We start from the raw sequence: 15,749 nt of genomic DNA, 5'->3' as shown, positions 1-15,749 counted from the left end.
TACACCTGTTCTCCATCACTATTTAGTTTGTTCATAACTGGTTTCCCATGCATTGGCGTCTTCCCCTTTATGGCCATCCATCCGGATCATAAAATTCCGCGCAGGAAAATAGGGTTTCAGGAATATATCCAGGTGTATGGTATCTTTCTGACGGTTATCCTGTTCAAAACGGCGTATCTCAAAATCCTCGATCAGACGATCCGGTCCGGTGATACTATCCAAAAACTGTATGATCTGTCTTTGTAAGTCTTTCCGCGTATTTGCACTGAAGTTCTCAAAAGCCCGCCGGTTCAGGAAGTCGATCAATACTTTGGTTACATAGTCAAATACCCGAACTACGGAGTAAGTTTGTAACCCAATATTATCCCCTGTGAATAATGTCTTGGCACTGAATGCCATTACCCGTCCATATTCCTGGACCATAGGTACCAAGCCCAATTTCTCCAGGGTAGCAATCTCACTTTTCTTTAGTTCAAAACTAACCCCATCTACGTCCAACAAAGCCCCATACTTTTTTCCGGCCGTCACCTGCGACATTAGGGTACTATAAATTCTTCCTGCCAATGCCCCTGATGGCGATACCAGCAAATGCTCCTTTTCTCCAACCTGTATCGCCTTTCCTCTTCCAATCAACCAATTACAAGTCATTATTACATTGGATTTACAGGCTTCCGCCCCTGTCAAACAAGCGGCATCAAACATCTCCATCACATCATCCGGCGTATCCATGTGGCAGAAATCTGTGATCAACAGGCACTTATTATCATAGGCGATACGCGCCCATTTTTCCAGTATTTTATTACTACCTGCATATCCCGGTATCAATAACAAACTATAGTTCCCCTTCAAATCCAACCGGTCATAATGCTGCGATAACTCCTGTCGGATAGCATCCAGGAACCTGCTGTTATCCAGATCCCGCAACTGCTCCGGAGCCGCATTGATAAAGCTTACATTCTTTACTTTCTCTTCGGTGGTATTCGCAAAGAAAAGCGATACATTCCGATACGATTGCTCCAACATACGGGTAGCTTCCAATGCTAATACCAGGTTTTCTTTTAGTAAAGCTTCCGATTGCATCACCGCAGCACTGCATTCCTGGATCATCTCCTTTACTTCAGAATGCCCGCTCAGGATCTGCTCCCATATCAGCAATAGTTGCTTCAAACGGCTCCTGTCCATCTCTTTCGAAGATTCCGTCAAAAAAATCTGCCGCCTCGATTTACGTTCCGGATTCAAATTCTGGACTCCTTCAATAGCAGATTCCAACAACTCAAAACCTCCAAATCGGGAAAGACATTGCAATTGAATAGCATACACTGTCGCAGAAGACGACAGGTCTTTGGTTGGTGTGGTTAACATAACAATGGTTTAAATAAATAATCACTATAATTCCTCTAATAACTGCCGGATAAGCACCAACAATGATGTCCTCGCAGCCTCATCTGCCAGCGCCATACGAAGTACCTTGTTGCCGCCCAAATGACGAATCACCTGCAAATATAACTCCCGCCGCAAAGCAAGCGCCCTCAGGAATTCACTCTGCGCCGTAATCCCCCCCACTCCAAAATCTCCCATCTCCTGAAATGCCAATACCTCTGTAATCATTTCTCCGTCTGGCCCAAGAAAATCAATCGGGACAGTCGGCTTATACTGTGCAAAAACAGCAGCAATGTTCGATAATCCCGCTACTATCTCGGGCTTTAGCGAAGGCGTCAAAGTCAGACTTTCAGCAAACAACGTTCTGTTGGGAGATATTTCAGCAATAGCTTCATTGGTTTCCGGCCGTACTTCCGTACCACCAATACCTGGGTGTTTTATCATAACAATCCTGATTAACAAACATTAATTAACACCCTAAATTACGGAGAGAAAGTATCGAAAAATCAAGATTTAGAGATATCAGATCCGCGAATGAAAATTATGAGCGGGAAAAAGCGGCTGTCGTCCATATACTGATATTATCCCTCAACTCCTGCACCAATTGCAACTGATGCATAAAGACCGTACAATAATCAACCAATAACTGCTTATCATCTATAGACCGGTTCAAATTCACTTCGAAATTATCCATATCGGAATTGATCGCAACATAAATACGTTGCTTATGAAATGCAATAAATAAACTAATATCCGGTACAAATTTTAACGCGCTGATACACTTTACCAGATTAGGTTTTAATAACTGCTCCGCCTCAGATACATCTTCTGAATATACCACAAACTGCTGATTAAAATCCTTGTCAGGTAATAACACAAAATTCCCCGGACCCACCATCTCTATAAATTTACAACCACGGGTATGCACATATACCGGCGCTCCAAAATAACGGGGCGACTGTAATACATAACAACTACCATTAAATACAATATCCGCCCTGGCCCTTTGAAACCTCGCACCCGGAATCACCGACACCCGTAAATCACAAAACTGAAATAATAAATGTCCCATCCGACCAGTAATCAGATCATTTCCCTGCGTCGTATAATCCTTATTGGCAAATAAACCCGTCTCTGCCAAATCCTCTACTGGCAGACTTTCCATCGGTTCATATATATAATGCGGATGCAGAAACTGCAACAATGGCGTAATGACACGCTGCTTATAATCTCGCTGCAACTGCTCTGCAGGCCTGTCTACAAACTGCCGCATCATTAAATTCCGAATCAACATCACTCCGGCTAGCGCCAACACAATCCCAATCCCTACATACAACAATTTGATGTACAATTCATGCCCAAAAGACTGCTCCAAATGTATTGGCTCCACCACAAATAAATAAAATAACACCGCCAGGCCCAGACATAACACCCATAGCCACCAGGTACTGCGCATGCGTTTCCTGGCACTTTCCAACTGCTTTAATGTTCCCTGCAGATGGCTACTAATAAATTCACTTAAACTGTGCGGTGATTTCATAATTGGATTAGTTGGAAGACCAGCTGATTCCTGAAAAACCATTGACCCCACTGATTTCCCTGCTTATCTGCGACTGAAATTGCGCTACATATGCTTTAGATACCGGGAAAACAAATATCTGCCTGTCACTACCCACTGTAATTCTCGCATAAATTACCGGATACAATTGCACTATCACCAACTGGAACTTATACTGCTGAATTATTTCCACCTGCTGAATTACAGCGCCCCTTTCCATTAATTCTATAAAATAAATAATCATCCCCGGCCGCTGAGTAGCCTTATACAACATCATCAAATAAGGAATAGATGGCCCCACCAGCAGCAAAGCTATCACCCCCCAAATGAAACCTGGCGGCTGTAATGCCCTTTCGTAAATAATAAACAATATCAGCAACACCATCAGGAATGTAATGAACTCCGCCACTATCAATGCTATAATGGTCTGTTTCACATCCTTGTGATGCATGGACAGCAAAAACACTTTCAATTCCTGAAGGTTTCTCATGTTCGCTGGGTTATTATGCTATTGCTTGATTCTTAAATGAATAATATTGCTGATAATCAAATAAATTCCGACCAAAGCAATGATTCCATAGGCTGCCAGTAATACCCACTCGTTTCCTCCTGCTATCTTGTAAATCAATAATTCGATTCTGGTTAGACTGATGGGGTCGTTGTCCGGATCATGAAATTGTTGATATCTGTTGTAAATAAGCCCTCCTCCTGCGGTCGCTAACATCAACCCCACTATGACACCGCCCCAGGATGGATCGTCTTCAGGTGAATTGTCCGGTCTGTCCGGTTTGGAATTAACACTATTGCTCATACTGTCCCATTATGGTTAAGGATAATTAAACCTAATGATACAGGGACGACAGGATGCCTAAAGAAACCTACAATTATATCTTGTTACTAAAATAATGCTTTTCTGTTTGATTTGTTCAACGCGATGAAACGATTACCTCAGGAGGATACGCATAATCCAGCCAGGCCAACTCCGCCTCCGAAACCGATAAATCACCGCTATACACCAATATACGGTACTTCAGCGTATATACGTTCCCGTGAATCCATCGCCAGGATTTAATTTTTGTAGGCGAATAATTTAACATTAACTCTCCCCCTTCCATATTTTCCGGCCATACCCGCAACGCTTCTGGCGAATCGTAATTCTCCCCCGAACTCATAATCAGGAGTCCTGCCCTTCCCTGAGGCGCATCTCCCGTTATCATTACCCAACGCGCCCGCGTACTATCCGCATCCTTACGGGTCTTTCCTTCGGAAGTCAATACCTTACTGGTCTTATCTGTAAAATATGGCGTGGTACGCAAACCAAACCCACCCCCATAACGATATTGCATCAACAAAATCCCACTATCTCCCGGACATTCAAATTCCGACTCCATATCCCATATCCGACGGCTGCCTCCCAAATATGCCCGATATGCCCTGACGGACATCACCTCTGCTATTGCAATTTTTTCACGTCCCTGCTCCGGAAACGCGACATGCTCTTGCTTTACCTTAAATCCACAATAAACATTTCCTCCCGCAACAGCCACCAAACCACCGTACCTCAATTTCCCTTCCTTCTTTTGCACATTCCAGAAATCGGTTTCTTTCCCTTCAAACATAGTATGGGTCCAGGGGTTCCAAATCCCCATATGATGACGATGCCCCGCATTCGGAAATATATTTGTCAAGACCACCCCATTGGGCGCCCAAAGAGGATGTATAAAACCACTTCTCTTGTAAACAGTATCACTGCCTGCCGGTGGAGATACTACAGCGGTATTATATTGCAAGACACGCGTCTTCCCTTCTTCCAGTAATATAGCTGAATCGGAAACAAGCGCCTGTAATGCAGCACTGTTCACAAACGGTCCGGCATATAAATGATACGTCCTTTCTGCACCTGCTGCCATATGCCCCTCCATCATCCAAATACAATTTCCCGCTGCATCCTGCTGCACCGCTACCGGCACTCTTATACTCCCTTTTATTTCCTCTAATTGCCATACTTTCCCCGCTGGAAGCTGCTTCTCTGGATGATAAGTCACCAAAGTATTATGCCGTTCATATTTACCCGCCTTCACCGTAAGTTGCATATCCTGCGCAAGAGCAGGGACTACCGCCACCTGCAGCAAAAAGAGGAAAAGTTTTTTCATAACGCCGATTATGCTAACAAGATAATCGTTTGTTTGCCCGTATACAAGTACCTTACATCCCCAGGAAATTAATTTTAGGGAGACACGATCCCTTTGGTTAATTTATTCTATATTTTTGACGAACTAATCCGTCTGTAAAATGGAAACCCCGGTATCACTTATGCAGTCAACAAAACTTATCATTACCAATAAAACAGCCCTGGCAGCCAAATACGGCGATCAGCATACCCAACTGCTGCAGGACCTGCAACGCCTTCAGGAATTCGATAAATCACGTCAACTGGATACCAATATCGTTTTCCTCGACGACGCCACACAAATGGCTTCTTTTCAAGCGCCTCCGGTAACAACACCTACCGATGACGCCCAGAACAAAAACGCCATTGATGCACTCTATACTCATTTTACGCCAGGCTATATCCTGATCGCCGGCGCTCAAGATATCGTGCCATTCCAACGCCTCACCAACCTGGTAGGCGGCGACCATGACCCCGATTCCCTTATTCCCAGCGATCTGCCATATGCCTGCGATGCGCCGTATGATAAAGATCCCGGCAAGTTCATTGCACCTTCCCGCGTACTCGGCCGGCTCCCGGACATCCCCGGAAATCCGGACCCATCCTATTTTCATTCGTTGGTTAATAATATACTCCAGTATACCCCACAAGAAAGAAATATCTACGAAAACTATTTCTCACTGAGTACATTCGATTGGCAGGATTCCACCCAACGCTCTCTGATGAATATTTTCGGTAACAATAACGCACTGCGCCTGATTCCCGGAGAAAACATCCCGGATAATGGCGACTGGTCCGCCGATCAGCTGACACCAAAAACACATTTCATCAATTGCCACGGCGCCCTCAACAATCCCCGTTATTACGGCCAGAAACAATCCGACTTTCCACTCGCTATGAAGTCTGACCTGATTAAAGGAAGAGTGCCTGTCGGTACAGTGGTAGCCGCTGAATGCTGCTATGGCGCTCAATTATTTGATCCGGCTAAAAATGTCTTCAAACAAATCAGCATGGCAAACAGTTATCTCGGTAACAATGCTATCGCATTTCTCGGCAGTTCAAATATCGCCTATGGCCCTTCTACCGGCCAGGGCCTGGCGGATCTGCTCACCCAGTTCTTTGTAATCAATGTGCTGAATGGAGCCAGCACCGGACGCGCACTCCTGGAAGCAAGACAAAAATTCCTGAATGAAATGGGCCCTACACTGGACCCATATGAACTGAAAACAGCTGCTCAATTCAACCTGCTCGGCGATCCTTCCATTCAACCGGTTATCAATGAGAAAGACGCCCCTGTAGATAACAGCCAGTCTTTTGTCAACTCCATCCAAAACCGCAGGGAAAACATGGAGGCCAGAGGCAAAATGCTTGATATGTTCATCTCCAGCCCTGAGCCCGATAACGATGAGGAAGCAAATGATCACCTGAATAAATCCATGGACAGCCTCCTCCAAGACCGGCAGTTCAAAGCCACTAAACATAAACGTACTTTCATTAACCGACATAAAAGACAGGATAATAAACCATCTGTGAAATTTCATGTATTTTCGGAAACAACACCTGCATCAGAACAGGCTTCCGGCGTGAAAGTGCTGGTGGTTAAGGCAAAAAATAATCAAATCCTGGGATATCGTGAATATGTCAGCAGATAACAAAATGGACAGCAACACTAAAACCATTACGCTCCGCGGCAGATTAATACTCCGTATGTTCGCTCCTCACAGCAAAAGTGAACATATGGGCGTTTACATCGCCTCTGATCAGGGCGAATACCTTATCCGCCCCGCTGAAGGAAATCCGTTCGCCGACAATCCCCTGATGCCCATGGCCGGTAAAATCATTGCTGCCACAGGCACGATTGTAGACTACGTTTTCCTGGTAACCTCCTGGAAGGAAGTCGCCAATAACGACTAACTAGCTAACCCTTTTTTTGCTAATTTGTGGGAGAATGGCTGTGCCATTGTTACCTATGAATCTAGCTTTATTTGTAACTGCCCTTACCCAGGACAGTAAAGTATCTGTTTTACCCGGTATTACCCCGTTCTCTCCCACTGCGTTACAGGAAGCAAGTGTGGTGTTGTATAATTTTTATAGAGACGACAGCCAGGAGATGCCCACAACACCTCCTCCGTTTCATGAAGATGCTGCCCTCTGGGCCGCTACCCTTGCCTACCGCATCATTCAGCTGGCGGAGGCGCCCGTGTCTTCCGAAATTATAACTCACCTACCGCCCTTTACTCCGCCCGTTACGCCGGCAGTTATTTATAGCGCAGACCTCTGTCTTCGTTATCTACCGGATCTGTTGCAATACACAAAGCCAGGCCCTTTGCAGGACTATGTCCTCCAAACTGCCGCTCAATGGCCGTTCTCATCTACAGGCATGCAGATTACCCTCACCGGAACGCTTACCCCGATATTACAGGATAACGCATTACTACAGGCGTATGCAGACAGAATTATTGTAACCCGGGATATCAGCAGATGCCAGCACCCCGGGATTAAAAATGCAGTAATAAAAGCGATGGGAAACTACCAGGAAATTCTCTGGCCGGGATTCAACCCGAATTTATAAGGCTACTTCAATAAAGCGCCAGTGCCGGGTCTATCGGCATAGATGATACGACCAGTTTCCATTCGTATACCCGTTGCCGTATCTTCTGCCAGCAACAACGGACCATCCATATCTACATAGTCCAGGTAAGGTAATAACTGCGCTACCGCAGATGCGCCTACTGTACTTTCATTCATACTACCCGTCATTACCTTCATACCCAACTGTCGGGCTTCTGCAATCATACGACGTGCAGGCGTTATACCGCCACATTTCACCAGCTTGATATTGATACCATGAAAACAGCCATGACAAAGGGCCACATCAGATTCCAGGATACAACTTTCATCGGCAATCAACGGTAATACTGATTTTTTGTAGACTTCCCGCATACCTTCCACATCAGCAGCAGGCATCGGTTGCTCTATAAATTCTACGCCCAGTTCCTTCAGCGCAATGGCATTCTTCAACGTTTCTTCTACCCCCCAGGCACAGTTGGCATCCACACGAAAGACCGCGTCGGTATGCTTTCTCAACTCCTGCATGATAGCAATATCTTCTTTGGTACCTAATTTAATCTTATAGATCGGCCATGGAAAATCTTTCAGCTTTTGCACCATGTTTTCAATGGTATCTATGCCGATGGTATAGTCGGTCATTGGATTGCGAGAAATATCCAGCCCCCAGAGTTGATATAACGGTAGTCCTTTCTTTTTACCATACAAATCCCAGGCGGCAAGATCCAGCGCACATAAAGCGAACATGTTGTCGCTGAAATGCGGATAAAGATCCGACCAGAATTTCTCCGGCGTATCCAGTTGATAATTTTCGATAAAATCACGATGGCGGTTGATAGTATCCATCAGGATAGGAACAGTCATGTTATAGTAGGAGTTATCTACTGTTTCTCCAAGGCCGCTGAGTCCGTCGTGGCGTAATTCTACGATAAGAGTTGGTTGAGTGTCTTTAGATTTTCTTGAGATGGTAAAGGTATGTCTGAACTTCAGCTCAAATGGATATAGATGCAGTTCCATTAACTTCAGAATTGATTTTAAGTATGTCTTCCAGGTTTGTTTTGATGCGATAACGCCAGTAATGCACAGCGACTGCCGGGATATTTATCCGCTCATCCTCTGGATTGGCGGCAGTTTGCAGACCATCCATTGCCAACAGTTCCTGGATTTGAAAGATACGCCACATTGCCGGAGATTGCAAATGCTGCGCTACGATTTCCCCTATGATATCCGGCGAACAGGTCTGCGGCGCTTTACCCTTATGCTGCAATACTTCTTCCCAATATTGTTGGGTACGTACTGGTTGCTCTTCCCACCAACCTCGTATAGTAGGCATATCATGCGTTGATGGTGTCACTACGGATAAGTATGGCGCCAATGGCAGCGAGGAGAAAGTATCTTTCGGATGCTTGGGCATGTGCTGAATTTCAAGGCTTAATATCCCCAACTGCTGCATTACCGCAGGTACACAGGCAGGCACCATTCCCAGATCTTCCCCACATATCAGCATGTCTGTAGCCTTGCTGATATAAGGTAATTTCCGGAGGGCCTCTTTCCGCCAGAGGTGCTCGTGTCTCCCGTAAAAATACTGTTGATGCAAGGTGGCCAGTTTCGCTCTGACATCGGCAGGTAAATCTGCAAAGGAAGCGGTAGACATGAAGTCGTACCGCGGATGATACATCACTTTCCCTTCCCGATTTTCCCGTAGTAAAATGACATCTGCCAGCAAATGATACAAAGCCGTTTTCATGCCTGCCGGCAGCTCTTGCTGCTGCACTTTCCGTTGTGTATTAAAAGCAGACTGCAATGCATATCTTCCGTTTGTAAGCCGTATCAGGTAAGTATCTCTGATGACATCTGCATAATTTCCAAAGGCATTATCCAGCATTTCATCTGTGATATATGGCTCGCAGAAGCGTTCTTCATCAAAACCAATATTCTTATAAATCAGTTCTTCCCTACTAACGGGAACGGCTGGATGAAAATACCCCAATATTCCTTGAACGGCATCCATGGGTATTTGCCAGATACGGAAGAAACCGAGAATATGATCTATGCGGAAAGCATCAAAATACTGGGCCATCTGCTGGAATCGCTGTCGCCACCATTCATAGCCATCTTCTGCCATGCGAGACCAGTTATAAGTAGGGAAACCCCAGTTCTGCCCTTCGGCGGTAAAGCTGTCTGGCGGCGCGCCTGCCTGCATATTCATATGGAATAATTCGGGGTGCGTCCACGTTTCCACGCTGCATCTGCCAACGCCAATGGGAATATCTCCTTTCAGCGCTATGCCGAGGGCGCGCGATTGAGATACAGCCGCTTCCAGTTGCAGGTGCAGATGATATTGAACAAAGAAATGGAATCTCACGGATTCTGCCGCTACCGCATCTTCCATGATCATGGTATTAATTGACCTGAAATGATATTGGCTGTAATTAGCCCAGTGATGGAAGTCGGGCGACTTATACTTATCCCGCAGGAAACAGAATGCCGCATAAGGCAATAACCAATGCTCATTGGCTGCAAACCACTGCCAATACCCGGTTGTCTCCAACTGATAATCCTGCTGTTCATACAATGCATACAAGTATTTCAGCTTGAAATCCATGACTGCTTCATAATCCAGATTGTCATGATCGTTGAGGCGTTGCCGTAATAATGGCAGTTCCAGTTGTAATGGATGTGCTTCCGGAAGTTGACCTACATCTTGCAAACGGATATAAAGGGGATGTAAGGCATAGGAAGACACGGCTGCATAAGGGTAAGAGTCGCGCCAGGTATGGGTGGCGGTGGTATCATTGATGGGCAGTAGTTGTATCAGCTGCATCTTTTTTGATGCAGCCCATTGCGCCAACAATGGAATATCGGCAAACTCGCCTGTACCTAGTCCTGCGGTGGAACGCAGACTGAACACGGGTACCGCTACGCCTGTTCCTTTCCAGTGTTGGTAATTTCTGCGTACAAATCCGTCCTGTAGAGTAACCTGGCGGCCAGGTTGCGCTTCAAAATGCAGCCATCTGTTTTCTCCGTTTTCATATGTCAGGAAACGTTGTTCCTTCAAGTCCCAGATGCCGTATTTATAAGGGAGAGGCGTAGCCACATTACGAAGGTCAACCGCTGCAGTGAAGCATCCATCTGCGGTGTATTGCATAAAAACGGGATGGGATTTATCCCAATTTCCCAAAGCGGGATTGCTTCCCAGCAGGCATACTGTCTGATGTTCTTCCAGCAGCGGCGCTTTTACTTTAAATATATGCGTTGCCGTTAGTTGACCTGGGACGATAGCTATTTTATGGGGAAAGAACACACGGGTAAATGGCGCGGTGGACCAGTTGTTTTCCAGGCTGGCGGCATCATTCCATGTATCGATAAAAACCTGGTCGTATGGGGCGCCCGCGCGAATAGCAATTTTCCGGACAGCGCCTTCTGTAATTGTCTGTTCCAGTTCTCTGACGAGATAATGGTACTGAAATTCGATGGTTTCTTCCTGAGGGAGATTGATGTCTGCATACCACCAGTTGCCTGGGAGCCAATGCAGCTGTATAGCCTGTTTCGGGTGATTATTTCCGGCTACGGGAATATTTCCGAGCAGGAAAATATTCTGCCCGAACTGGGTTTGATAATGAAGATAGAACCTGAGTCTGTAATACATGTTTTCCTGCTAAGCCGCTACAAAATAAGGAATTCTGTAAAAGCAGGAGGGGAATAAAAAAACAAAGGCGCCCGAAAGAGCGCCTTTGTGCATTATGTTTGCTTTATTGTACTTACTTCACTTCTTCAAATTCAGCATCGGTAACACCGTCGCCGCCAGCGTTGCTCTGGCTTTGTTGCTGACCGCCACCGTTGGCTTGACCTGCATCAGGTTGGCCTTGCGTAGCTTTGTACAGTTCTTCAGAAGCGGCAGTCCATGCAGCATCCAGTTCAGCAGTAGCTGTATCCAGGGCTGCGCTATCTTGTGCTTTGTGTGCTTCTTTCAGTTTGTTCAGTGCGGTTTCGATGGTAGCTTTTTTATCAGCGCCCAGTTTATCGCCGTATTCTTTCAGCTGTTTTTCAGTCTGGAAGATCATGCTGTCAGCTTTATTCAGCTTCTCGATTTTTTCGCGTGCTTCTTTATCGCTGGCCTCATTTGCTTTGGCTTCGGTTTTCATTTTTTCGATCTCATCTTTGCTAAGACCGCTACCCGCTTCAATTTTGATGTTTTGGGTTTTACCGGTGCCTTTATCTTTCGCAGTTACGTGCAGGATACCGTTTGCATCGATATCGAAAATAACTTCGATCTGAGGAACGCCACGAGGAGCAGGAGGAATATCACCGAGGATGAAGCGACCCAGCGTTCTGTTCTGGTTAGCCATTGGTCTTTCGCCCTGCAGTACGTGAATTTCTACGCTAGGCTGGTTGTCAGCAGCAGTAGAGAATGTTTCTGATTTTTTAGTAGGAATAGTGGTGTTAGACTCGATCAGTTTAGTCATAACGCCGCCCATGGTTTCGATACCCAGAGAAAGTGGGGTAACGTCCAGCAGCAATACGTCTTTCACTTCACCAGTGAGTACGCCACCCTGGATTGCAGCACCAACGGCAACAACTTCATCAGGGTTTACGCCACGGTTAGGTTTTTTACCGAAGAATTTCTCTACCACTTCCTGGATTTTAGGAATACGGGTAGAACCACCAACCAGGATTACTTCGTCAATTTCGGAAGTATTCATACCGGCATCTTTCAGTGCAGCGCGGCAAGGCTCCAGTGTTCTTTCCACCAGGGAGTCGCTCAGCTGTTCGAATTTAGCGCGGGTTAATTTTTTCACCAGGTGTTTAGGAACTCCATCAACTGCGGTGATGTATGGCAGGTTGATTTCAGTTTCAGCAGAAGAAGACAGCTCAATTTTAGCTTTTTCAGCAGCTTCTTTCAGACGCTGCCAGCTCATTGGATCTTTGTGCAGATCAACTGCTTCCTCTTTCTTGAACTCATCTGCTAACCAGTCCATGATCACTTTATCGAAGTCGTCACCACCGAGGTGCGTATCACCGTTGGTAGATTTTACTTCAAATACGCCATCGCCCAGTTCCAGGATGGAGATATCGAAGGTACCGCCACCAAGGTCAAATACAGCGATTTTGCTGTCATGATGTTTTTTATCGAGACCATATGCCAGTGCAGCGGCAGTAGGTTCGTTGATAATACGACGAACGGTGAGGCCGGCGATTTCGCCTGCTTCTTTCGTTGCCTGACGTTGTGCGTCATTAAAGTATGCAGGAACAGTGATTACTGCTTCAGTTACTTCCTGACCCAGGTAATCTTCTGCTGTTTTCTTCATTTTCTGCAGAATCATTGCAGAAATTTCTTGTGGCGTATATAATCTGCCATCAATATCGATACGGGTAGTATTGTTGTCCCCTCTAACTACTTTATAGCTAACGTGTGTCAGTTCGTTGGATACTTCGTCAAAATGACGGCCCATGAAACGCTTTACTGACATGATCGTGTTCACAGGATTGGTAATAGCCTGGCGCTTTGCAGGATCACCCACTTTCCTTTCACCATTTTTCAAAAATGCCACAACAGATGGGGTGGTTCTCCTGCCCTCATCATTGGCAATAACTACCGGTTCGTTACCTTCCATTACGGCAACGCATGAGTTGGTAGTTCCTAAGTCAATGCCTATTATTTTTCCCATAGTATTAAGATTCTCCTTTAGTTGTAAGTAAAATGCGTGTTTGTCGGAAATTTGTCAATGATTATGCCAAGCGGAAAGAATCTGAAAATATGTCAGTCCGTTTTTTTTAAGTGATTAATGATTAATTAAATGAATAATCACTATTTTTACTCATAGCGCCCCCAGACGTCCGTCCGTTGACGTCCTTAATAGACAAATACAGGGGCCCGATTGTTCATAACCTCTGCCTGCCCAAAAGATTCTATTATCCCCGAGCCTTATCAACCATTTTATTATTCATCTGCTATAATGTTCATTCTTATGAAAAGAACCATGATATGGCAATTCGCCATAGCCCTCCTGGCATTCATGCCATTTATTGCCAAGGCCCAACAAGAAGCCACCGTTACTGTAGAAGGGGAAAGTAAAGAACCTAAAGCCCCACTTTTTAAAGGCGGAAAAGAGTACAAAAAGTGGTACATCGGTATCAACGGCGGTATGACCGCTCCTTCCGTTGTTACTGGCGGTAGCAATGATTTTACCAAGTGGAAGCCGGATTTCGGCTACGGCGCCTATGTACAGTATCAAATCCTGCATTTCTTCGGTCTTAGGCTGGACTATATGGGTGGACAACTGAAAGGCAACAACGACAAAAATCTTGGTAATGGCATGCCTCCCAACAGACCTTACCTGGAATTCAAAACCAAGTTGAAATACACAGGTACCCTGAACGCAGTATTCAATATCACCACCGTCAACTGGCTCACCCGGCAAAACATAGCCACACTGTATGCATCCGTAGGTGGCGGTCTGGCAGGCTACAGCCCCACGCTCACTTTAAGAAATGGTTCTACTATGGATTATAAACCAGGCGGCACCATCAGTGAACTAGTTATCCCAGTTGGCGCAGGTATCAAATTCAAACTCTCTGAGCTGATTAACCTGGATCTCGGATACACGATGTACTACACCGATGGAGATAATCTCGACGGCTACTACAGAGGACCTGACAAGGACAAATTCTCCTATGGCCACGTAGGTCTGGAATTCGCCCTGGGTAAAAAAGGCAGACCACAACTGCAGTTCCACAATCCAGCCAAACAAATGTATGAAGACCTGACAGCAGAAAATATGGCAACACGTGCCAAACTGGATGCTGCCACCGCTGCTAATGCCAGGATGGCTGCCGATATGGATAAACTGACAAAAGATTCCGACGGAGATGGCGTGTCCGACTTCTTCGATAAATGCCCGAACACTCCTCCAGGCGTTAAAGTAGATGGTAGCGGTTGCCCACTGCCTGTTCCTGAAGTGCCAAAAGTAGAAGAAAAGGTAGTCATCACGGAAGAAGACAGAGGTATTGTAAAAGAAGCTATCCGCAATCTGGAATTCGAGTTTGCAAAAGCCTCTATCAAACCATCTTCTTATCCTGCACTGGATAGAGTGGCAGACCTCATGAAACGTAAAAACCTGAACCTGAAACTCTCTGGCCACACGGATAACGTAGGTAGCCTCGCCCGGAATATGGAACTTTCTAAAGAAAGAGCCGAAGCCGTGAAAAACTATCTCATTGGCAGAGGCGTACTAGCCAATAAAATTGAAGCTGTTGGTTATGGACCAACCCAACCAATCTCTTCTAATAAAACTGCTGCCGGCCGTCAGAAAAACCGTCGCGTGGAGTTTAACATTTTCTAAACCTACTCTCTAAATACACCCAACGCAAAAGGACAAACCAATTGGTTTGTCCTTTTTATTTTATCCAGTACAAAAATTATTTATATGTTTTCATATAACCGGCACAGTTATTGCCTTTGCCCTAGCCTCAAATAAAAACATATCATGAAAAAACTTATTCTGTCCGGCGTTCTCGCAATAGGAGCTTTTCTTAGCACTCAAGCACAAAGCATTCATTTTGGTTTGAAAGGTGGTCTGAACATCGACAAAATGACTAACACGGACAACGCCAAAACCCAGGCAGGATTTCATGTCGGTGGTTTTGTAAACATCGGCCTGACCAAAGAATGGGCTATCCAGCCAGAATTACTGTACTCCGGACAAGGCGTTAAAAAAGATAATCCTAGTCCCTTTGCAGATGTAACATTGAAAACAGATTACCTCAATATTCCTGTCATGATTCAGTACTCTATCGTTCCTAGCTTCTACCTGGAAGCGGGTCCACAGGTAGGTATTCTGGTTGGCGCTAAACAAAAAATAGGTTCTAACAGCAAGGATGTGAAAAATCAATTAAGTGGCGCCGATTTCGGTCTTGGCTTTGGTTGCGGTTACAAATTTGACTGCGGCTTTGGCGTTTCCGGTAGATATATGTTCGGCATCACAAACGCTGTGAACAGCGACTATAGCAATTCTACCAGCAAAAACTCGGTAGCTCAGGTAGGTGTGTTCTACCAATTCTAATCGCTCAGCT

At 45.5% G+C, this 15,749-nt stretch carries 14 protein-coding genes; 5 read left to right on the top strand and 9 right to left on the bottom strand.

What is annotated here, in order from left to right; translation table 11 throughout:
- Positions 1-18: 18 nt before the first annotated feature.
- From CLV59_RS11440 to CLV59_RS11415, 6 genes are all read right to left on the bottom strand, one after another.
- Positions 19-1,362 (bottom strand): DUF5458 family protein, encoded by a 1,344-nt coding sequence (locus CLV59_RS11440; RefSeq protein WP_111592161.1) that lies wholly within the window; start codon positions 1,360-1,362, stop codon positions 19-21.
- A 24-nt stretch (positions 1,363-1,386) separates the two neighbouring features.
- Complete coding sequence (locus CLV59_RS11435; protein ID WP_111592160.1) at positions 1,387-1,824, bottom strand: hypothetical protein; 438 nt, start codon at positions 1,822-1,824, stop codon at positions 1,387-1,389.
- A gap of 97 nt (positions 1,825-1,921) precedes the next feature.
- Entirely contained in the window at positions 1,922-2,920 is a 999-nt protein-coding gene (locus CLV59_RS11430) for a DUF3137 domain-containing protein (RefSeq protein WP_170137714.1), read from the bottom strand.
- 7 nt (positions 2,921-2,927) lie between these two features.
- Positions 2,928-3,428 carry a hypothetical protein gene (locus tag CLV59_RS11425; protein ID WP_111592158.1) on the bottom strand — a complete coding sequence of 167 codons (501 nt, stop codon included), beginning with the start codon at positions 3,426-3,428 and terminating at the stop codon, positions 2,928-2,930.
- 18 nt (positions 3,429-3,446) lie between these two features.
- Positions 3,447-3,749, bottom strand: a complete 303-nt coding sequence (locus CLV59_RS11420; protein WP_111592157.1) for a hypothetical protein — start codon at positions 3,747-3,749, stop codon at positions 3,447-3,449.
- A 115-nt stretch (positions 3,750-3,864) separates the two neighbouring features.
- Entirely contained in the window at positions 3,865-5,091 is a 1,227-nt protein-coding gene (locus CLV59_RS11415) for a DUF6807 domain-containing protein (protein WP_111592156.1), read from the bottom strand.
- A 160-nt stretch (positions 5,092-5,251) separates the two neighbouring features.
- On the opposite strand from CLV59_RS11415, the gene CLV59_RS11410 reads away from it, so the two are divergent.
- From CLV59_RS11410 to CLV59_RS11400, 3 genes are read left to right on the top strand one after another with little or no spacing between them, the layout of a single operon-like run.
- Positions 5,252-6,760 carry a C25 family cysteine peptidase gene (locus CLV59_RS11410; RefSeq protein ID WP_170137713.1) on the top strand — a complete coding sequence of 503 codons (1,509 nt, stop codon included), beginning with the start codon at positions 5,252-5,254 and terminating at the stop codon, positions 6,758-6,760.
- On the top strand, positions 6,741-7,022 hold the full coding sequence (locus tag CLV59_RS11405; RefSeq protein WP_146616168.1) for a hypothetical protein: 282 nt from the start codon (positions 6,741-6,743) through the stop codon (positions 7,020-7,022). The genes CLV59_RS11410 and CLV59_RS11405 overlap by 20 nt, the downstream gene beginning before the upstream one ends.
- Before the next feature lie 55 nt (positions 7,023-7,077).
- Positions 7,078-7,680: a hypothetical protein gene (locus CLV59_RS11400; protein WP_146616167.1), complete on the top strand. Its 603-nt coding sequence runs from the start codon at positions 7,078-7,080 to the stop codon at positions 7,678-7,680.
- A gap of 2 nt (positions 7,681-7,682) precedes the next feature.
- Here the strand turns inward: CLV59_RS11400 and CLV59_RS11395 are convergent, their stop codons facing one another.
- The 3 genes from CLV59_RS11395 to dnaK form a co-directional block, all read right to left on the bottom strand.
- Positions 7,683-8,693, bottom strand: a complete 1,011-nt coding sequence (locus CLV59_RS11395; RefSeq protein ID WP_111592152.1) for a dipeptide epimerase — start codon at positions 8,691-8,693, stop codon at positions 7,683-7,685.
- Positions 8,668-11,325: a 4-alpha-glucanotransferase gene (locus tag CLV59_RS11390; protein WP_111592151.1), complete on the bottom strand. Its 2,658-nt coding sequence runs from the start codon at positions 11,323-11,325 to the stop codon at positions 8,668-8,670. The genes CLV59_RS11395 and CLV59_RS11390 overlap by 26 nt, the downstream gene beginning before the upstream one ends.
- 112 nt (positions 11,326-11,437) lie before the next feature.
- Positions 11,438-13,345 carry a molecular chaperone DnaK gene (dnaK, locus tag CLV59_RS11385; protein ID WP_111592150.1) on the bottom strand — a complete coding sequence of 636 codons (1,908 nt, stop codon included), beginning with the start codon at positions 13,343-13,345 and terminating at the stop codon, positions 11,438-11,440.
- A 300-nt stretch (positions 13,346-13,645) separates the two neighbouring features.
- On the opposite strand from dnaK, the gene CLV59_RS11380 reads away from it, so the two are divergent.
- Entirely contained in the window at positions 13,646-15,019 is a 1,374-nt protein-coding gene (locus tag CLV59_RS11380; RefSeq protein WP_170137712.1) for an OmpA family protein, read from the top strand.
- A 144-nt stretch (positions 15,020-15,163) separates the two neighbouring features.
- A complete protein-coding gene (locus CLV59_RS11375; protein WP_111592148.1) occupies positions 15,164-15,739 on the top strand; it encodes a porin family protein in 576 nt (191 codons plus the stop codon).
- Positions 15,740-15,749: the final 10 nt, after the last annotated feature.

This window comes from Chitinophaga dinghuensis (assembly GCF_003259435.1).
Taxonomy (GTDB): Bacteria; Bacteroidota; Bacteroidia; order Chitinophagales; family Chitinophagaceae; genus Chitinophaga; species Chitinophaga dinghuensis.
The sequence above is the reverse complement of the archived record's forward strand: the minus strand, read 5'-3'. Positions and strand labels throughout refer to the sequence as shown.